The sequence below is a fragment of the Atopobium fossor DSM 15642 genome, from assembly GCF_000483125.1.
GTDB lineage: Bacteria > Actinomycetota > Coriobacteriia > Coriobacteriales > Atopobiaceae > Atopobium > Atopobium fossor.
This window is the reverse complement of record NZ_KI519553.1, coordinates 619,847-641,128: the sequence shown is the minus strand read 5'-3', so window position 1 is coordinate 641,128 and position 21,282 is coordinate 619,847. Positions and strand designations below refer to the sequence as shown.

Below are 21,282 nucleotides of genomic sequence, written 5' to 3'. Positions count from 1 at the left end.
CTACACCTCCCTATATTCAGACTCTGCAGCACGGAGCTCTTCTAGCCCGTCTGCATCGATAAGTACTTCTCGGGGTTTAGATCCATCTGGGGGACCAACTACACCCTTTGCTTCCAGCATATCCATAATACGCCCAGCACGAGCATAACCAACTTTAAGCCTGCGCTGAATACCCGAGGTAGAACCTAGTTGGGAATCCACAACAATTTGTGCAGCTTCCCATACCAAGGGATCATCATCCGAAGCAACATCTGAACCACCGGCACTGGGTTTTCCAGGTGTTACTGCAGATAAAATATCCTCATGGTAATCAGACTCATGATGCTCCTTAATAAAGTCAACTACCTGCTCGACCTCTGCTTCGGATACAAAACATGCCTGCGCGCGCTTTGGCTTGCGTCCACGAAGTTTATATAGCATATCACCGCGACCCAAGAGCTTCTCGGCACCTGTCTGATCTAAAATGATGCGAGAATTAATGCTGTTATCAACAGACAAGGCAACACGGTTATCAATATTTGCCTTAATAAGACCAGTTACAACATCTGCAGAAGGACGCTGTGTTGCAACAATCAGGTGAATACCGGCTGCACGGCCCAGTTGGGCAATACGAACAATGGAAGATTCAACATCTTTACCAGCGACCATCATAAGATCGCTGAGCTCGTCAATAACAATGACAAAATAGGGCATCTTCTTGGGAGGATTGTCCATCTCGGACAACTTACCACTATCTACCTGCTTGTTAAATGACTTAATGTCACGTACTTTATAGTGCTCAAAAACCTTTAGACGGCGTTCCATCTCTGTAACGCCCCACTGCAGCGCACTTGTTGCCTGACGAGGCTCCGTAACAACAGGAACATATAAATGAGGAAGGCCTGCATAAAAAGTAAATTCAACACGTTTAGGGTCAACCATAATAAGACGAAGTTCTTCAGGTGTAGCACGCATGAGCATAGTCATAACAATGCTGTTGAGAAGAACAGATTTACCAGAACCTGTTGTACCCGCAACAAGCAAGTGAGGTAAAGCAGCAATATCTACTACAACAGGGGCACCTTCAGAATCGCGGCCAAAAGCTGCCTCCAAGGGACCACCTGTAACGTGAGAAAGTACATCTCCCAAATAGACAGGCTGCGTTGCCTTATTTGGAATTTCAATACCAACTAAAGATGTGCCAGGAATTGGAGCAAAAATACGGACAGACTTTGCTGCCAAGGACAGGGCAATGTCATCCTCAAGATTACGAATTTTGTTTACGCGCTCACCCTCACCCATTTCAATCTTAAAGGTGGTAACGGCAGGACCACTCGTCCAACCTACTACCCTACTAACTAGACCAAATTCTTCCAAGGTAGACTGAAGCTTAGTTGCAGTTGTAGAAAGCTCATCAGAGCTTACTTCACTGGTAGCTGACCTGTCTCCACACTTAATCATATTGATTGGTGGCAGCGCTCCATCATGCTCATCTGCTCGCTCACGCAAAGGATCCACTTTGGATTCAGATGAATTTTTTGTTTTTTGGTCTTGGGAGGAAGCATTTTGCAAAAAACCAGGAATAGCAATACTGCCATTTGTTGCGTCCTTCGCAGAAGACCTCTTTTCTAACTTACTTGTTGCAGGCGCAACATCTATTGCTACTTCCGAAGAGACATCTTTCTTTTTACGCGTAAGTAACTTAGTTACCGGAGCGGGAATATCTTGCGTTTCGGTAGACTCATTGCGCTTGATAACAGTAGTTTTGCGAGCACCAATAAAAGTAGTTGCAGGCTCATCACTTGTAGCTTTGCCGCCATGCTGCGCCGCCTGGCGATCTTGACGGTCCTGTGCACGCATAAGTTTATTTTGAGCAGCACGTGCAGCCGCTTCTTCTCGCCTTATTGCTGCAGCTTCGCGGAAATCAGCAGCCTTATCCTGTAAGTTTGCGACAACAGTGCTTATCGAGAAACCACAGACAATAATGCCAGCAATAATAACACCTGCAAGAACCACCAAAGAAACAAGCTTACCCAGCAAGGAAACTAATGCCCATGCAATAGCGCCACCAACATAGCCACCAGCACTAGGAAGCACCTCATTCATAAAAACAATCGTAGGTTTTCCTTCAATACCTGGCACCATGACCGATAAGATAGACAAAATTGCTACTACAATCAGCGCAAGACCCACCGCAATGCGACGAGATATGGGTCCATCAGAAGACATGAAATAGGTAAGTGCATATAAGAACAATGCAATGGGCACCAAGAGTGCGCCAGCACCAAAACCTTGTATGAGCACTTGACCTGTAAGGTGAGTTACCGGTGCATTTGAAGGAGAAAGTAAGGCAAGCGCCAGAGCAAGAGCAATAACAGCAATCAAAACACCAAGAATGTCATTGATAGCTGTAGCAGATGCAAATGAATTGGCATCACTACGACGTGCACCTGCTCCGCGATTGGTGCGAGCATTGGACTTTTTGCCTTTGCGGGATATGTTTGAGCTACGATTGGGCATGAAAATCCTAAACCTCCATCACGACCGGAATAACCATCGGACGCGTGTGAGTCTTATTCCACAGATAATTAGACAGACTATTACGTGCTGTTTTGCGAAGAGATTCAGGTGAAGAACCATTGTTGCTGGCCGCATTATTAACAGAATCACGGATGGAATCCTGTGCACCAGACAGCAATGAATCATCTCCACCAAAAGAAACGCCACGCATAGTAATATCAATCTCGGATACCTTATGATCACGAGAAGAGATAGCAACAAAGCACGTAACAATACCGTCCTCAGAAAGCTTCTGACGGTCACGCAAGACTGCTGGCTCGGTATCACCAATGCGCAGACCGTCAACGTAAACAATGCCGGACTCAACGGCAGTGCCAAAACGAACCTTACCGCCACGCATCTCTAAGGTATCACCATTATCTAACAAGAAAATATTATCTGGGTTGACACCCATATCACGACCAAGCTGAGCGTGGGCACGCAAATGAATTGCCTCACCATGGACAGGAGCAAAATTTACAGGATGCGTCATAGCCAACATAAGCTTAAGCTCTTCTCGAGAGCCATGACCAGAAACATGCACCAACGCATTGCTTTTATCGTAAATAGCGCAGCCAATCTTGGACAACGAGTTAACAATACCCTGAACAGAGCGCTCGTTACCAGGCACAGGTGTGGCAGAAATAATAACGGTATCATTTGCCGTAATGGAAAGTGACTTATGCTCACCATTAGCCATACGCGCTAGAGCGCTCAGAGGCTCGCCCTGACTGCCTGTGCATAAAACAACAATTTTATCGTCAGGGATTTCATCCACGTTAAACGCATCGATAATGTCTTCATCTGCAATGTGCAAATAGCCTAGTTCACGTGCAATTTTAGTGTTAGTAACCATAGAGCGACCAGTTACAACAACCTTGCGACCAGATGCAACGGCAAAGTCACAAATTTGCTGTAAACGGTGGATGTGACTTGCAAAGGAAGCCACAAATACCCTACCTGTAGCATTCTTAATAATGTGACGCAGCGAAGCGCCAACTTCCGCCTCGGAAGGTGTATAACCAGAACGAATGGCATTGGTAGAGTCCGAAAGTAACAAATCAATGCCCTGATGTCCAAACTTAGTAATAGCGTAGTAGTTAGGTAAAACACCATCAATGGGCGTCTGATCCAGCTTGAAGTCTCCCGTATGCATCACAGTACCTTGGGGTGTTTGTAAAAAGACACCAAAAGCACCAGGAATGGAATGTGTCATAGAAAAGAAATCAATTGAAAACTTACCAAGATCAATATGAGAGCCATCTGTAACCGTACGAAATTTAGGGTTACGAATCTTGTGTTCCGCTAGTTTTCCTTCGATAAAACCAAGTGTTAGCGCACTTGAAAAAATAGGTACTTTAGGTACCAAATCCTGTAGTAAATACGGCAATGCACCCGTATGATCTTCGTGGCCGTGGGTAATAATAATGCCACGAAGTTTTTCTTCATTCTCCAAAACATAGGTGTAGTCAGGTAAAACCAAATCGATACCTGGTTGATCATCATCTGGAAACATCAAACCAGCATCGATAAGAACCATGTCATCGCCATACTCAAAGGCAGTCATGTTCTTACCAATGCCATCCAGGCCTCCCAAAGGAATAATCTTTAGAGGCGGTTTTTTCTTAGCCATTATATGTGTATTTCCTTCCAAACATATATATTCAACAGCGGCATCCCGCTGATACAAGATGTGCTTGTAACTTATTAATTGTAGTGGAATAGCAACAAGATTTCTCACTATTTGCACTATACCCACATCTGAACTTATACAAAAAAGCGGCTGAACCATAAGGCTCAACCGCTTAAAAACTACACGAGTATACGTGTGAACTTACTGTTATAGAAAAGTCCTACAACTACTCGCCATCGTGATGGCGACGAGGTTTGCGAGCACCATTTGTTCCCTGATCGCCAACGCGACGGCTACGACTACGATCAGCTCGATCACCACGAGGCTTACCGCCTTCAAAACCCTTAGAAGCACTCTCAGGAGCTTCGGGCTTATCAATGCGATCAAGAGAAATCTTGCCCTTCTCATCTACCTCAAGGACCTTAACCTTAACCTCATCACCAACGTTAAGAACATCCTCAACCTTGTTGACACGGCCCTGTGCAACACGAGAAATGTGCAGCAAACCATCCTTACCAGGAAGCAGCTCAACAAAGGCACCAAATGCCTGAATACCCACAACGCGACCGGTGTACTCCTCACCAGGCTCGGGGACTTTCACAATTGCCTTAACGCGCTCTGCAGCCTCGGTACCAGCTTCACCAACACCAGCAATAAAGACTGTACCATCTTCTTGAATGTCAATCGTAGCGCCCGTTTCATCCTGGATACCACGAATAACTTTACCGCCGCTACCAATAACATCACGAATCTTATCTACAGGAATCTGCAGACTAATAATAGTAGGTGCGGTTTCCTTAGTATGCTCACGCACAGCAGGAATCTCAGTAAGCATGGCCTCAAGAATATGCATACGACCTTCATGAGACTGCTTCATAGCTTGCTCAAAAATCTCAGAAGTTAGACCAGTTGCTTTGTTATCCATTTGCATTGCAGTAATGCCGCGCTCGGTGCCGCATACCTTAAAGTCCATATCACCCAAGAAGTCCTCAAGACCCTGAATGTCTGTAAGAACAACTGTCTTGCCTTCTTCTTGAATAAGTCCCATAGCAACACCAGATACCGGACGTTTAATGGGTACACCAGCATCCATTAATGCAAGCGTAGATCCGCAGGTTGATCCCATAGAAGATGAACCATTGGACTCCATAACCTCAGATACAACACGAATGGTATAAGGGAATGTTTCCTCAGAAGGTAATACAGGCAACAAGGCACGCTCTGCCAAAGCACCATGACCAAGCTCACGACGCTTAGGGCTACCCATACGACCAGTCTCGCCAGTGCAATACGGTGGGAAGTTGTAATGGTGAATATAACGTTTACCCTCAACAGGCTCAATGGTATCGAGGCGCTGCCATTCATTGAGCATACCGAGCGTAGCAACAGATAAAACCTGAGTTTGACCGCGCTGGAATAAACCAGAACCATGTACCAAAGGCAAGTAGTCCGGCTTAATCATAAGAGGACGTACTTCATTGGCAACACGACCATCAACACGCTCGCCCGTCTCGACAACCATCATGCGCATAGCATGCTTCTCAAGACCCTTGAGCTCAACAGCAATGGCGCGACCCCACTCTTCGAGTTCCTCATCGTTAAACTCAGACTTGATGTGCTCCTTGAGTGCAGAAACACGACCAATGCGGGACTGCTTGTCCTCATTCTTAAGAGCTGCACTCATTTCATCATAGTGGGCAAAAATGCGCTCATGAACCTCTGCAATAGGCTCATCCAAGATGTATTGACGCTGCTCAATGGCACCATTAGCTTCTTCATACTTGGCAATAAATTTCTTCTGCTCTGAACAAAAAGCGGCAATCGCTTCTTGACCAAATGCCATAGCTGACAGCATGTCCTGCTCAGAAATTTCATCTGCACCAGCTTCAAGCATGGAAATAAAACCATCAGAACCAGCGAGTTCCAGGTCCAAATCAGAGTTAGCACGCTCCTCATAGGTTGGATTGACCATAAACTCGCCTGTCTCTTTGGAGCGACCAATGCGCACGCAAGCCAAAGGACCTTCAAAAGGAACACCGCCTACTGCCAAAGCAACAGAAGCACCCATAATGCAAACGGTATCTACCGCATGAATTTGATCTGCAACTAAAGAAGTAGCAACAACTTGGACCTCATTGCGAAAACCATCTGGAAAGCTTGGGCGGAGTGGACGGTCAATCATACGAGCCGTCAACGTGGCTTTCTCGGAGGGACGAGCCTCACGCTTAAGATAGCCGCCCGGGATGCGTCCAACCGCATACATCTTCTCGATAAAATCTACTGTTAGTGGAAAAAAGTCGTAATCCTTACGCTCGTCCGATACAACAGCGGTAAGAAGAACGGTCGAGTCGCCGCATTTTACTAAACAAGCACCTGTAGCCTGCTTTGCAAGCTCACCAGATTCCAAGACATACTGCTTGCCATACAGATCAAACTCGTGGGTAACTTTTGTCATGTTTTATTTCCCCTTAACTCCGCCTGCCCCATTGCAGACGGGCCTCTTATAAAAAAGGGCGCTACTTAAGCGCCCTTACTTACCAATTTACTGGACGTTGTCGCGGATGCCCAGACGAGCGATAAGCTCACGGTACTCGTTAATGTCGTTGCGCTTAATGTAGCTAAGCAGGCGACGACGCTGACCTACGAGCATCAACAGGCCACGACGAGTGTGGAAGTCCTTAGGATGAGACTTCATGTGCTCGGTGAGATTCTTAATACGAGTGGTAAGAATTGCAACCTGAACAGGAGCGGAACCGGAGTCCTTCTCGTTCTTGCCAAACTCCTTAATGATGTCAGCAATCTGCTCATTTGTGATGGTAGCCATAGGACTGTCCACCTTTCTGGTGCCAAGCACCATACTGCGGCATATGCAACCGCTGGATAATACGCCCAAAGCTGCGTAATCATGTAGGTGGTACGTGATAACAAAGCTTGGGTAATGCAACGTACGAAGTATAGCAAAAACTACCTATAGACGCTGGGAATATATAGAATTACTACAGCGATACATAATATTCAAAAGCACGCAATCTACAATCAAGATGTGTAACCGCCCATATATGCGCCAAAGAAACGAGATATGAAGCGGTTTGCTTATCTATCTGAGCTGCAAGTATCTGATCAAAAGTCATGTGTAATAAGGAGTCAAGCCAGCTGATTTCCGTGCGAGAAATTAACTCTGCTCCTTCGATGTCTGATGCACAACTTTCACACACAACGCCACCCATAGCTGCCGAAAAACGCGATACATCTGAATCTGCACAAGCAATACACTCATCTAATTGTGGACGCCAGCCTTGATGAGCAAGTACCTTAAACACATATGCTGTAACAATTAAATCTAGCTGCTCAGTTGTAGCCGTTTGTTCAATAGCCAAAAGCACACGAGATAAAAGAGGAAACAAAAAACCATCTTGCGCATCCTCAAACGAAGTATGTTGTGCAATCTCACATACACAAGATGCGCAGCTCATTTGCTCTAAATTTGTGCGTAGAGACTGGTGAGGAGTAATCAACGAAGCCTCTGCAACTACATCTAAGGAACGTCCCTGTGCCAGCAAAAAATCTACTTCACAAAACAGATCACAACGTGCAGCCAAGCGTCCGCCTGGCTTGCGTGCACCTTTAGCCACCGCTTGACGCTGTGAGCCATCATCAGACAAAAACGTAAGGATAACATCTTGCTCCCCAAGCTTTGTCTTGTGAAGTACTATTCCTTTATTGCGAAAGGTATGGTTGCGAGGCATGGCTCTTATTCACCAGCGTCATAACCCAAACGGCGAATTTCATTTTGATCGCGACGCCAAGCAGGGCGAACGCGAACTTCAAGGGACAAAAAGACTCGAGCACCAAACAAACGCTCAATATCTTTACGTGCTTGCATCCCAATAGTTTTTATCATCTGACCACCATGGCCAATAACAATGCGTTTTTGTCCTTCTCGCTCCACCAAAACGGTAGCTTCAATGGATGCATGTCCATTTTTTGCCCAGGTAATCTCGTTACAAAGAACACCAACGGAATGTGGAATTTCTTGTTTACAGTTAAGCAAGACCTTCTCGCGAACAAACTCTGCCACCAGTTCCTCGTCTGTGGCATCTGTTTCCATACCTTCAGGAAACCACTTTGGGCCTTCGGGAAGCTTGGAAGATACCAAGGCTATAAAAGCATCTACGTTGAAGTTTTCCGTTGCCGAAACAACCAATACATCATCAAAATGAGCTAAGGCTTGAGCAGCTTCGAGCTGAGAAGTCATTTGCTCAGGTGTGGCTAAATCTGCCTTAGTAATGATAAGCAGCTTGTACGCATGAGAGGCCTCCACATGTGTAGCTACCCACTCATCTCCTCTACCTACCGGCTTGGTAGCATCAATAAGCATAGCTACCACATCAACATCTGCAAGCTCACCAAGAGCAGCCCGATTAAGTTCCTTGCCAAGAGCATCTTTAGGCTTGTGCAGCCCCGGCGTATCCACAATCACAAGTTGTGATGTATCCGTATTCACTACTGCACGTAAACGTTTGCGTGTAGTCTGTGCAACAGGACTGGTGATAGCAACACGATGTCCTAAACAGGCATTAAGCAAGGTCGATTTACCAACATTGGGACGGCCAACTAAAGCAACAAATCCACTATGAAAGACACCAGAAGGTTCAAAGGTCATATCATGCTCCTAATAAAACAGCGCATGGGCAAAAACAATAATTCCTGCACAGGCTACAAACATGCATAAAATCCAAACGGCAGCCGCAGCAATATCTTTTGCTCGTGCAGCAAGCGGATGAATTTCTGGGGAGGCTAGGTCTACGACGGTTTCTATAGAGGTATTAATAAGTTCTGCAGATAACACCATTCCGCTACCCAATAGCACGACAACCCAACCTGCAACATCAAGCTTTACTACAAAGCCTGCAATAATTGTTGCTAACGCAACTGCTGTCATAACGCAAATATTACGTTCGGTTTTTAAAGCGGTGATAAAACCTTTAATGGCAAAATCAAAGCTCTTCTTAAAGCTAGGATGATCGCTGGTAGATCCGGGAATCATTTATGCATCCTCACGATGACGCGTAAGCACTGTTGCGCTTAATGTACCGTCTGTAGGCAATATTTGCAAAAGCTTATCCTCAATACGCTGCATAATAATGGCATCATGTTCTTCCATGTGATCATATCCAAGTAAATGTAAAAGGCCATGTACCAGCATAAGGCGTGTCTCATCAGCCGCAGAAGTACCAAAGTCAAGTGCTTGACGTGCAACATATTCGGGCGCAATAACAATATCTCCTAGCTCGCATACTTCGTCTTCTGCTAAATCGGGGTCATTAGGGCGTTCAATCTCAAACGAAAGCACATCCGTAGGAGCAGCAACATCACGCCATTCTTCATTGAGTTCCGCAATACTTTCATCAGATACAAACGATAGGGAGATAGAACACTCACGCAAAATCCCACGCTCTTCTAGCACTGCATTAAAAATAGAAAGCGCCTCTTCTTGCTGTATTGCTGGATGAGCAGTATCTTCACAAAACATATCAAGTGTTGCAGCCATGCTAGAATCTCCTCATTGCACCATCGGCTTCTTCATACGCATCAACAATACGCGCTACCAGCGAATGACGAACAATATCAGCTCGTGTCAATTCTACAAAATCAATGTCCTTGATTCCCGATAAAACATCCCGAGCAGACTCCAAGCCATTTTTACCCAAAACATCACGCTGAGAAAGATCTCCCGTTACTACAAAGCGTGACGAGAAACCCAGACGAGTCAAAAACATTTTCATTTGTTCGGGCGTTGTATTTTGAGCCTCATCGAGAATAACAAACGAATCATTAAAAGTGCGTCCACGCATAAAGGCAAGAGGTGCAATTTCTATAACCCCTTGTTCAATAAGGGAGTTTGCTTTCTCCATATCCGTCATATCAAAGAGCGCATCATATAAAGGACGTACGTAGGGATCGAGTTTTTCTTCCAAAGTACCTGGCAAAAAGCCGAGCGATTCTCCTGCTTCTACTACAGGACGCGCTAAAACAATACGACCAACTTCTCGACGTTTAAGTGCGGCAACCGCCATGGCCATAGCAAGGTAGGTTTTCCCCGTGCCCGCAGGACCAACGCCAAAGGTAATGGTGTTTGTACGAATAGAATCTATATAGGCTTTTTGACCGACGGTCTTAGGCCTAATGGCACGACCACGATAGGTTAATAGTATGTCATCAGACAAAGAAGTAGGCGGCGTGCTTCCGGATTTAACCTGTTCAATAAGTACGTCAACATCCATGGTAGTAGGCACATCGCCATCAAGGACTTGCCGAATCAAATGAGAAAAAACTTGTGTCACACCATTTGCCTCCATGGCAGAACCACTAACACTCACTTGATTGCCACGCACGGTAATAATTGCATCAAATGCTTGCTCAATATGACGAAGTAAACAATCAGCTGGACCCATTAAAATAGTAAGGTCTACTGAATCTGGAATTGTTAAACGAAGCTGAGTTGGCTCCATATTCCTCCAAGGTAATCTCGCTTTAGCGCGAATACTAATGACTTTATTCTAGCCAATTATTAAAGTTTTATTCAACCAGAGCAGGTATGTATGCATCTACCTGCTCTGGTTTACTCTACTGTTCATACAGCCTATTGTTGTGGAAGAACATCTCCTTTTGCATAGGCTTCTTCTGGTGTATCGGGATCTGTAGAAATGGGGTCTGCATTTGCATCACGTCCTCCCCTGCCATACGTTGGACGTGCAGCTTCATATTGCATTTCTCGAGCAATTTTTGACACATCACTCAAGAGCACATCATCATAGCGATGACATGCACAAAGATGCCCATCTGTTACTTCGCGTAAATCGGGGTGAGCTACATCGCATGCACCAATTTTTGCAAAACAGCGACTAGCAAAACGACATCCTGTAGGTGGATCAATAGGACTTGGTACATCACCTTGCAAAATAATACGTTTACGCGAAAGCTTGGGGTCTGGAGAAGGAATTGCAGAAAGCAATGCTTGTGTATATGGACAAAGTGGCTCTCGATACAACTCATTTTTGTGAGCAATTTCCATAAGCTTTCCCAAATACATAACACCAACACGATCTGAAATATGTTTAACCACGTTAAGTCCATGAGCAATAAACAAATATGTCAGACCCATATCCTCCTTAAGGTCATCCAACAAGTTGAGAACCTGTGCCTGAATGGATACATCAAGTGCAGAAACGGGTTCATCGCACACAATAAGTTTAGGATTGACCGAAAGTGCACGTGCAATACCTACACGCTGCCGCTGTCCACCAGAAAATTCATGCGGATACCGATTCTTAAGCTCAGGGCGAATACCAACGCGTTCCAGAAGCTCGTCAACTCGCATATCAATATGTTTAGATGGCAAGATATTGTTGGTACTAAGAGGTTCAGAAATAATCTGTGCAACCGTCATGCGAGGATTAAGGGATGCGTAGGGGTCTTGAAAAATAAGCTGGATATCTGTACATAAACTACGTCTTTGAGTACGAGAATAATCGGTAATATCGTTTCCATCAAAGAATATACGACCACTTGAGGGTTTAAGAAGACCAACAAGCATTTTGCCGATGGTGGTTTTACCACAACCAGATTCACCCACTAGACCAAAGGCTTCACCTGGCATAATCTTGAAAGAGACATCATCTACTGCACGTACAAATGATGTTGGACGGCCAAAAAAATTAGTGTCCGCAACAAAACTTTTAGATAAATTTTTAACCTCAACAAGAGGCTCAGAGTTCACTACTTGCATGATGGTAAGGCCTCCTGTTGATCGTAAAGAAAACAACGGACTTTACGTGTAGGGTCACCTTGCACAGACATAAGTTTTGGACGCTCTTTCAGACAACGATTAAAGCATTTTTCACAACGATCAGAGAATGGACAACCTTGAGGCATGTCTAAAGGATTAGGAACAGTACCTCTGATAGTGTAAAGACGATTACTTTTCTCATCCTCAAGTCGAGGAATAGAGTTAAGCAAACCAAGTGTGTAGGGGTGCAATGGCTTTTCAAACAACGCAATCTTACCAGCCTGCTCTACAACTTGCCCACAATACATAACTACAACGTTATCTGCCACCTCAGACACTACACCAAGGTCATGTGTAATAAACAGTACCGCCATGTTATAGTCGTCACGAAGCTTATAAATAAGATCGAGAATCTGTGCTTGAATGGTTACATCTAAAGCTGTGGTTGGCTCATCTGCAATAAGAAGTTGAGGGTTACATGAGAGCGCCATTGCAATCATAACGCGCTGACGCATACCACCACTCATCTGATGAGGATAATCTCGAGCACGATCTTCGGGAGACGGAATACCTACCACACGCAACATCTCTACTGCTCGTTCCCAAGCCTCGTTTTTCTTCATAGACATATGTGTCTGAATAGCCTCAACAATTTGATCTCCCACACGATATACGGGATTGAGAGATGTCATGGGTTCTTGAAAAATCATAGCAAGCTTTTGACCGCGCAGCCGTTCCATGTTTTTGTTAGTAAGCGCAAGTAAATCTGTACCGTCAAATGTGATACTGCCACCAGAAACATAACCTGGCTCCTGCAACAATCCCATAATAGAGAGAGATGTAACGGATTTTCCAGAACCAGACTCTCCAACCACCGCAAGAATTTCTCCGTGGTTAAGGAAGAAACTTACGCCATCAACAGCTTTCACAACGCCTGTGCGTGTAGGAAACTTAGTAACCAAGTTTTTGACTTCGAGAAGAGCCATATTAGCGCCTCCTACTCTTTGGATCAAAAGCATCACGAATACCATCACCAAGCAAATTAAATGCTAAAACGGTAAAGGTAATTGCAAAACCGGGATATATCATGACATGAGGTGCTTGGAAGATATAATTGCGTCCACGTCCAAGCATGTCTCCCCATTCTGCCTGTGGTGGCTGTACGCCCAAACCCAAAAAGCCTAAGGCTGCTGCATCCAAAATAGCGCTCGAAATGCCTAAAGTTGCGCGCACAATAATAGAAGGAGCAACATTTGGCAAAATGTGTCTAAAGATAATCTTGGCATCGAAATCGCCAATAATTTGAGCAGCAGCAACAAAATCATTTGACTTAACAGCCAATATTTGTGAGCGAACAATACGCGCGTACTCTGGGATAGAAACTAAACCAATAGCAATGATTGCCTTATCAATGCCCTTGCCTAATGCAGCCATGAAGGTAATAGCTAATAAAATGGATGGAACAGCAAGCATAATGTCCATCATACGCATGATAAGGGTATCTATCTTGCCACCTTTATAACCCGCAATGGCGCCAAGTGTAACGCCAACTATTAGTGAAATTGCTACAGAAAGTAGACCAACACTCAAAGAAATTTGTGAACCAATAAGAATGCGCGAAAAAATATCTCGCCCCTGCTGATCACATCCAAACCAGTGAACTGCGCTAGGAGCAGCAAAGGATTGCGTAAGGTCTTGTGCATATGGATCGTAAGGCAAGACTTGGGGAAAGACTGCCGTAAACAAGGCAATGAGCGCAACTAAGATGATAAAAATAAAACTTATAAATGCAGCAGTATTGTGAGAAAGCGAGTACCACACGTCATTCCACAATGATTCTGACTTTTGCACCACTGTAGGAAGAGCAGCAATTGAAGTATCAGAAGTAGTCTTTTTTTGATCTAACATGCAACTCACCTCTCTTCCTGCGAATATTTGATGCGAGGATCAAGATAGGCATACACAATATCAACCACGAGATTAATCACAATAAAAATGACGCCAATAAGAAGTACTACACCCTGCACCACTGGAAAGTCTGATTTAAGAATGCAGTCAACTACGTATTTACCAATACCTGGCCATGCAAAAACTGTCTCTGTGAGCAGTGCACCACCCAACAAACTACCAAGCTGTAATCCAATGACAGTAGACACAGGTAATAAAGCATTACGCAGTGCATGATGGCGATTCACACGACCGCGTGATACGCCTTTTGCTCGAGCTGTGCGAACATAATCCTCATTAAGTGTTTCTAACATGCTTGAGCGCGTCATACGTGTAATGATTGCCATGGAATACAAGGAAAGTGCCAAGGCAGGCAAAAGAATATGTGCCAGCGCATCAATAAGAGCTTCTGTATCTCCAGAAAACAGCGTATCTATAAGAAATAATCCGGTACCTCCCACAGGAGCTAACATAGGATCAATGCGACCACCGGAAGGTAAAATGTGTAAGACACCCGCAAAGAGAATGATGAGAAGCACACCAGACCAAAAGATGGGAATAGATACTCCCACTAAAGCCAATATCATGCTCAAGCCATCGATAAATGAACCTTTATGCACTGCGGAAATAACACCTAAAAACACACCAATAACTGAAGCAAATACAATAGCTACTAAAGCAAGTTCAACAGTAGCAGGAAAACGACTTGCCAACTCAGAAGCAACTGAAGCATGTGTATAATACGATGCCCCTAAATCACCACGAAGCGCTCCAAACATAAAATTAAGATACTGAGTAACAATAGGCTCGTGTAATCCATTGGCTTCTCGCCAAGCTTCTTTTGCTTGAGCAGTAGCGTGTTCTCCCAGTACAACTGGTGCAGGATCAGGAGAAAAGACACGCATAATAAGAAAAACCACAATAGACAAGCCGATAAGTACGGGAATTGCTTGGAGCAAACGTTTTGCAACGTACTTAATCAACGTATACACCTCTTTAAAACATACAACGGATTTGATAGGTACCTACTGTCTTGCTACCTGTAGATACAAAAACTCGGGCCGGAGAGCCGGCCCGAGCTACTCGTACACGTGGCGCGACTCGCGCTATGCAGACTTAGTGCAATTGCGCAGATACGTATTACCAGTTGGATGGAAGACAAAGCCGTCTACACCCTTCTTGTAACCAAGCAAAGCCGTTGCATGAGAGATAGGAAGCCAAGGCTGCTCGGAAGCAGCAATCTTTTCGCACTGCAGATAAATATCATCACGAGCACTACCATTAGGAGTTTGCAGTCCTTGAGCAATGAGCTTCTTATACTCGCTGTTGTTAAAGCGAGCAGCATTTAAGGATGGATCAGTGTCGGACAACAAGTTCATAAAGTTGTCTGGATCGCCATTGTCTCCCACCCAGCCATAGAAGCAAATATCAAAATTACCGCCAACCTCAGCATCTTTGTAAGATGTCCAGTCATACTGATCAATGGTCATCTCTACGCCAGCATCACGTAGATAACCCTGAACGGCCTCTGCTAAAGCGGTACCGCCTTTACCGTTGTAGGGACGAGGATTGGAATACGTAATGCAGCTAATCTTTGTGATGCCTAAACGAGCAAGCTCTTCCTTTGCAGCTGCTGCATCATAGGTGGTTTGCACAACATCCTTATCGTAAGGAGCCATCCAAGTAGGCATAATGGAATTTGCATAGGTTCCGTAACCTTTATACAGACTGTCAACAATGGTAGGAACGTCAATTGCTTGAGCAACAGCAATGCGCGCCTCCTTGCTCTTAAACAGCTCAGAGTCACAGTTAAAGGCCATATAGTTAATGTTCATGCCATCAGCTTTACTAACCATATCACCATTGGATTCAATTTGGTCTACCACCGCTTCATCAATGCCGGTAATGATGTCTACTTCACCATTTGCAAGAGCAGTTACACGTGTTGCAGACTCAGCAATAATGCGGATAACAACATTTTTAGGCTTTGCAGCATTTTCTTTATCCCAATAGTCATCAAAGCGCTCGAGCTTAATATCGGAATTCTTAGTCCAGCTCACAAACTTAAAGGGACCAGTACCAATGGGTTTCTCGTTAAGGGTGCCTGCTTCAATAGCCTTAGGAGAAGCAATGGGAGCCGCAAGAGCCATAGCTAGATTAGCGAGAAAAGCCGTAGAAACGGCACGCATTTTAATAATGACCGTACTATCGTCGGGTGTCTCTACAGAATCAATACCATTATTTTGTTCTTTTGAACCAAAGGTAAACGATGCATAGGGCATATCTGCTGTACGATTTGGCTCGAGCTGTCGGTCAAGATTGGCCTTTACTGCCGCAGCATTAAAATCGGTACCATCATGGAACTTTACACCAGTTTGAAGAGCGAAGGTATAGGTCAAGCCATCATCGGAGACCTCATAGGACTTAGCAAGACCAGGACGCAAAGAACAGTCCTTGTCTTCATACTGCAAAATATTTTCGTACACCTGAACCAATACTTCAGCGGACTCGCCATCATCCACCAATGCAGGATCAAGACCACGAGGATCGGCACCCTGTGCCAATGTGATGGTGTAATCTCCTTCTGCGTCAGACGCAGAACCGGCACGCTTAGAGCCACAACCTGCTAAGGCAAAAGCAGACGTTGCGCCAACCGCAGCCATTGCTTGGACAAATAGTCTACGAGACATTTGTGCTTGGGGAGTTTCCATGATGTTCCCTTCCTCTTAAACTACGTTCGCATGTGCTGGTGTAAGGCAAATGCGATTTGCTGCACAATACACGAAAAAGTGCATAAAAGAGGGTTGTTAACAATTTATTAACTTATAACAAGCTAAACAGAAACATTCGTGAAATTAGTACTTAATCGATTGGTTTAGCTAATAGCATGGTCCCTTGAACCCCTGTTATAGTGCATATATGCATTCCAATAGCTAATGGTTGCTCAAATGCTACTTCAAATAAACCTGATGAAACTCCCCTACCATCTACCTGTGAAATTACAGAATCGGTAGTTCCAATAAGCCTTGAAGCAATCTGCTTTCTCATAGATATTGACAGCTCACGCGCTTGTTTTGCACGCGTAGCCATGACAAGAGCATCTACTTGATTTGGCATATCTGCCGCTGGAGTCCCCGGACGTTTTGAATATCTAAAAATATGCATTTTTGTGTATGTAATATTCATGCAAGTTTGCAGACTTTGTTCAAATTCGGTATCTGTCTCGCCAGGAAAGCCAACTATTAGATCACAGCCTAAAAATGCCACATCAAGCATGGACTTTACGCGATCAATAGTACGCATATAGTCATCCAAACTGTAAGCACGACCCATACGCTTAAGAGTCTTGTTGCAGCCTGACTGTAGCGGGATGTACAAATACGGAGCAATGCGACCATCAGACTGCGCAATAACTCGCAGCAACTGTGTACTTACATCTTGAGGCTCAATAGAAGATAAACGAATACGAGAAATATCGGTTTGTTCTAATAACATATCGAGAAGCCCTGCAAGATTAATGCATCTTCCCAAACTCATATCCTCATAGCGGCCCAAATTAATGCCAGTTAGAACCACTTCAGGAGAACCATGTTCCTGCTCTGTTTGTACACGTTGTATAACCTGATCTACAGGCAGTGAACGACCAGCGCCGCGAGCCTTCCACACAATGCAATAAGTACAGCGATTATCGCAACCATCTTGAATTTTAATACCAGGACGAGTGCGTCCTGTGGGTGTTAAAACCGATTGCTGGTGTGACGCATAAGAGGAGCTACAACAAACTTTACCTACGTGCTGATCTACCTCAAATCCTAACTCTTGTAAGGCGCGAATTGGCACCATACTCTTGTTTGTCTCGACAAGAACTTGTTCACCCAAGCTTGTGAGCTCATTGGTAAAGAGATTAGCTACACAGCCAGTAGCCATAACAAGCGGTCTTTGTGCTAATGCTGCATGTTTACGAATTGCCTTACGGGTTTTGGACTCAGCCTCACCAGTTACGGCACAGGTATTAATAACTACCAAATCCGCATCTTCTGGACGCACTACCTGCGCACCTAAAAGCTCTATGGCATATGCCATATCATCAAGTTCAACTCGATTAACACGGCAGCCTAAATTAACAAATGCAATACGAGGAACAGCAGCGTTCACTTGCGATGTCCCTTACGAGGACGCTTTTTCTTACCAAAAGGTCTACGGAAAGCACTAGTTGCAGTATCCATATCCATTTCATCGTCAGAGTCATCATCTACTTGAACTGCTTCTTTTGCCTGAGACTTTTGTTGCTCAAGCAAGCTACGAACAAGCTGCACCTGTTCATCTGTAAGGTCTACCGGCACACTTACTTCAACAGCAATAATCAAATTGCCACGTGCAGAGCTATGGAGGCGAGGCATACCATATCGAGCAATAACAAGCTGTTGACCATACTGACAACCAGCCGGAACAACAACTTCGACCTTCTCGTCAGCCAAAATGCCAGCAATGGTGTGAGTAATTCCAACCATAGCTTCAAAGGCATCGATCTTAAGTATGTAATACAGATCATCACCTTGGCGTTGGAAATGTTCATGCTCGGACACGCTTATGGTAACTACTAAATCACCCGCAACTTCACCACGAACACCTGCTTCACCGCGTCCCTTAATGCGAATGGACTGACCAGAATGAATACCTGCAGGAATCTTCACCTCTACAGTCTCTCGTGAAGGAGTGCGGCCCTGACCACCACAGGTCTCACACGCACCTTCAACAGCCTTGCCTGTACCACCACATTCAGGACAAGTGGTCTGAGTTTTCATCTGACCTAAAATAGTCTGCTGTACAGTAACTACACGGCCAGTACCCTGACAGTGATCACAGGCGGTAACTTTGCCACCCTCACCAACACCAGTACCACCGCAGTCATCACAAGGAGCTAAACGATCATAGGCAACTGTCTTGGTGCAACCACATGCTGCTTCCTCTAGCGTAATATGCAGGTTAAGGCCCATATCGCGACCACGTGTGCGAACAGAACGTGCACCCGCACTGCCACCCATACCACCAAAGAAGGATGAGAACAGATCATCCATCCCAAAGCCACCAAAAATGTCAGACATATCCACGTAGTCTCCGCCAAAACCGGACGGACCATCAGGATTGCCAAATTGATCGTAATTTGCACGGCGCTTCTCGTCAGACAAAACGGAATAGGCTTCATTAACCTCTTTGAACTTCTCTTCCGCATTAGGTTCATTGGAAACATCAGGGTGTAACTGACGTGCAAGCTTTAAAAAAGCTCGTTTGATAGTCTTTGCATCCGCGTCACGATTGACGCCTAAAATATCGTAATAATCCTTTGAAGCAGCCACGCTAAAAACCAATCATATCGAATATACTGTCATTACAAAAATATGAGAGCACTCTGTGGGACAAACCTCACAACTATAGTCTTCCGCCAGAAATGCACGAGACCATTCCCACCAAAAACAAGGTAATAACCAGACCATTTGCTAGACCATCACCCAAATAGCGCAAAGCATTTTTCCACCAGATGCCACGCCGACCCACAATACCACGAGAGAACACGAGGTACAAACCGATAAATAATGGAATGGAGAAAGTAAAACTAAAGGCAAGCAAGGTCTTTGCAATAGCGCCATATGCAAAAAACGGTAGTGTAAGACCTACAAGTCTAAAACCAAAGGCCTGTAGTTGATCTAATCGCTCACTTGGAACGCCCACCCTTAAAACAAAATCTCCCGCAGAAGAGCCATTTGTGCCAGCATTACCTTTACCCGCCAAACGAATAACATCACCATCGTGAGAGTTAGCAGGAATATCCACTATAATTTCGCTCGCCGTGAGCACACGACCCGAGCCACCACAGTGATCACAGGGATCAACAACAACCTTACCGGTGCCCTCACACTCAGGACACACCATCTTAATCTCACCAAAACCTAAAATACTCATGAGGTCAACATTAATATGACCGCTTCCATTGCAGGTAGGACACGTTTGTGCATGACCGGTGTGTACCGATCCCTTACCAGAGCAAACTTCACAGCTGACAAAATGGTTGTACGTTACGCCACGACGCGTGCCTTTTTTTGCAGCATCCGCATCAAAGTCCATATGGTATACAACATCTGCGCCCACCTTTGGGTTATAAGCACGCGCACGCGACCTTGACCCCGTATGACCAACGCCACCAAAAGGACTTGCCCCAAATGGAGAACCCCAACCACCACCAAAAGGCCAGCCATTAAAGTCCATATCACCTGGAGTAGATGGATTCCAATTGCCAGATGCTGCAAACGGATTGCCTGAACGCATGGCATCGTAACGTTTACGCTTAGACTCATCGGAAAGCACTGCATAAGCCTCAGAAAGCTCCTTGAACTTCTCTTCTGCATCTGGAGCTTTATTGATGTCAGGATGCAGCTTACGAGCTTTTTGCTGGAATGTTTTACGAATCTCATCCACTGTTGCATCGGATGAGACACCTAAAATCTCGTAATAGTCCTTCTCGTTCATGGAAGCCAAAGCAAAATCCTATCCCCCAGGTCTGCAGCGACCTACTATAATTTATACGTGCGAGATTATATCCATCCGTCATGCATTCTAAGCATTCCTATAGCATAGTACAGACAATTAACGCTCAAGCTTGTACTACGTGTACGGTTTTCGATAGAAAAGAGTAATGATGTCCCAAGCGTCTACTTCGCCACATCATCCAACTTCAAAAACGGTTACGTTTTACTACTTGCGCCACGGAAAAACAGAGTTTAATCGGGATCTTATTATTCAGGGCGGCAGAGTAGATTCTCCACTGGCAAATGAATATCTATATCTTATTCATGACACTACAGAAGCCCTCAAAAACGTACAGTTTAATGCTTGTTGGTGCTCTCCACTCAAGCGTGCACAAGACACCGCACGCATGGTTTTAGGTAATCGAAAGATACAACTACAGCCCACAGAAGACCTCCGTGAATTTGACTTTGGCTCCATTGATGGCAAGCCCTTCAAAAACAATCGATTTAACTTTATAAGCAGCTATCTGATGCAGGATTTTTCTCGCTTTGGTGGCGAGAAACGCAATGATGTCTGTAGACGTATCCGTCGTATTTTTGAACACATGTATACCCATGCCTCAGATGGAGACAAGATTCTTGTTGCTGCTCATGGAGCGTTGGTACGCTACCTTGTATGGGAGTTTATGGATGGCAGTGCCTGTACACGCAGCTGGAAAAGTCATACAGTTAAAACACCAAATGCATCTATAGGACTTATTAAGGCGCAAAACGGCAGGTTTACTCTACTTACTACTCCACTGTGTGCACAAGAGCTTAAACAGCGCTTTTCTGAGTACCTTCATTAGTCC

The 21,282-nt window shown here is 44.9% G+C and carries 18 protein-coding genes; 1 reads left to right on the top strand and 17 read right to left on the bottom strand.

The annotated features are described in order from the left end of the window. The 17 genes from G469_RS0105675 to G469_RS0105595 form a co-directional block, all read right to left on the bottom strand. Entirely contained in the window at nucleotides 1–2,499 is a 2,499-nt protein-coding gene (locus G469_RS0105675; RefSeq protein WP_028264223.1) for an FtsK/SpoIIIE family DNA translocase, read from the bottom strand. 7 nt (nucleotides 2,500–2,506) lie between these two features. Then, nucleotides 2,507–4,171, bottom strand: a complete 1,665-nt coding sequence (locus G469_RS0105670) for a ribonuclease J (protein WP_028264222.1) — start codon at nucleotides 4,169–4,171, stop codon at nucleotides 2,507–2,509. A gap of 226 nt (nucleotides 4,172–4,397) precedes the next feature. Beyond that, nucleotides 4,398–6,626: a polyribonucleotide nucleotidyltransferase gene (locus G469_RS0105665; RefSeq protein WP_028264221.1), complete on the bottom strand. Its 2,229-nt coding sequence runs from the start codon at nucleotides 6,624–6,626 to the stop codon at nucleotides 4,398–4,400. Nucleotides 6,627–6,713: 87 nt separating this feature from the next. Continuing rightward, entirely contained in the window at nucleotides 6,714–6,995 is a 282-nt protein-coding gene (rpsO, locus tag G469_RS0105660) for a 30S ribosomal protein S15 (RefSeq protein ID WP_028264220.1), read from the bottom strand. Between the two features lie 172 nt (nucleotides 6,996–7,167). Next, the gene (recO, locus tag G469_RS0105655) at nucleotides 7,168–7,917 is read right to left on the bottom strand and encodes a DNA repair protein RecO (RefSeq protein ID WP_028264219.1); all 750 of its coding nucleotides are present in this window, start codon (nucleotides 7,915–7,917) and stop codon (nucleotides 7,168–7,170) included. Between the two features lie 5 nt (nucleotides 7,918–7,922). Next, nucleotides 7,923–8,834: a GTPase Era gene (gene era, locus G469_RS0105650; RefSeq protein ID WP_028264218.1), complete on the bottom strand. Its 912-nt coding sequence runs from the start codon at nucleotides 8,832–8,834 to the stop codon at nucleotides 7,923–7,925. A gap of 9 nt (nucleotides 8,835–8,843) precedes the next feature. Then, nucleotides 8,844–9,218 carry a diacylglycerol kinase family protein gene (locus tag G469_RS0105645; protein ID WP_028264217.1) on the bottom strand — a complete coding sequence of 125 codons (375 nt, stop codon included), beginning with the start codon at nucleotides 9,216–9,218 and terminating at the stop codon, nucleotides 8,844–8,846. Further along, complete coding sequence (ybeY, locus tag G469_RS0105640; protein WP_028264216.1) at nucleotides 9,219–9,722, bottom strand: rRNA maturation RNase YbeY; 504 nt, start codon at nucleotides 9,720–9,722, stop codon at nucleotides 9,219–9,221. Between the two features lies 1 nt (nucleotide 9,723). After that, the gene (locus G469_RS0105635) at nucleotides 9,724–10,683 is read right to left on the bottom strand and encodes a PhoH family protein (protein WP_028264215.1); all 960 of its coding nucleotides are present in this window, start codon (nucleotides 10,681–10,683) and stop codon (nucleotides 9,724–9,726) included. A gap of 131 nt (nucleotides 10,684–10,814) precedes the next feature. Continuing rightward, on the bottom strand, nucleotides 10,815–11,960 hold the full coding sequence (locus G469_RS0105630; protein ID WP_028264214.1) for an ABC transporter ATP-binding protein: 1,146 nt from the start codon (nucleotides 11,958–11,960) through the stop codon (nucleotides 10,815–10,817). After that, nucleotides 11,951–12,946 carry an ABC transporter ATP-binding protein gene (locus G469_RS08540; protein WP_035425406.1) on the bottom strand — a complete coding sequence of 332 codons (996 nt, stop codon included), beginning with the start codon at nucleotides 12,944–12,946 and terminating at the stop codon, nucleotides 11,951–11,953. Before G469_RS08540 ends, G469_RS0105630 begins: the two co-directional genes overlap by 10 nt. A gap of 1 nt (nucleotide 12,947) precedes the next feature. Next, on the bottom strand, nucleotides 12,948–13,868 hold the full coding sequence (gene nikC / locus G469_RS0105620; protein WP_035425405.1) for a nickel transporter permease: 921 nt from the start codon (nucleotides 13,866–13,868) through the stop codon (nucleotides 12,948–12,950). 5 nt (nucleotides 13,869–13,873) lie between these two features. Next, entirely contained in the window at nucleotides 13,874–14,890 is a 1,017-nt protein-coding gene (locus G469_RS0105615; RefSeq protein ID WP_028264212.1) for an ABC transporter permease, read from the bottom strand. 123 nt (nucleotides 14,891–15,013) lie between these two features. Beyond that, the gene (locus tag G469_RS0105610) at nucleotides 15,014–16,618 is read right to left on the bottom strand and encodes an ABC transporter substrate-binding protein (RefSeq protein WP_028264211.1); all 1,605 of its coding nucleotides are present in this window, start codon (nucleotides 16,616–16,618) and stop codon (nucleotides 15,014–15,016) included. 151 nt (nucleotides 16,619–16,769) lie between these two features. Next, complete coding sequence (locus G469_RS0105605; protein ID WP_028264210.1) at nucleotides 16,770–18,062, bottom strand: MiaB/RimO family radical SAM methylthiotransferase; 1,293 nt, start codon at nucleotides 18,060–18,062, stop codon at nucleotides 16,770–16,772. Beyond that, nucleotides 18,059–19,264, bottom strand: a complete 1,206-nt coding sequence (gene dnaJ / locus G469_RS0105600) for a molecular chaperone DnaJ (protein ID WP_028264209.1) — start codon at nucleotides 19,262–19,264, stop codon at nucleotides 18,059–18,061. The genes G469_RS0105605 and dnaJ overlap by 4 nt, the downstream gene beginning before the upstream one ends. A 73-nt stretch (nucleotides 19,265–19,337) precedes the next feature. Next, complete coding sequence (locus tag G469_RS0105595; RefSeq protein WP_156908424.1) at nucleotides 19,338–20,432, bottom strand: DnaJ domain-containing protein; 1,095 nt, start codon at nucleotides 20,430–20,432, stop codon at nucleotides 19,338–19,340. Nucleotides 20,433–20,601: 169 nt separating this feature from the next. On the opposite strand from G469_RS0105595, the gene G469_RS08940 reads away from it, so the two are divergent. Continuing rightward, a complete protein-coding gene (locus G469_RS08940; RefSeq protein WP_051353796.1) occupies nucleotides 20,602–21,279 on the top strand; it encodes a histidine phosphatase family protein in 678 nt (225 codons plus the stop codon). Nucleotides 21,280–21,282: the final 3 nt, after the last annotated feature.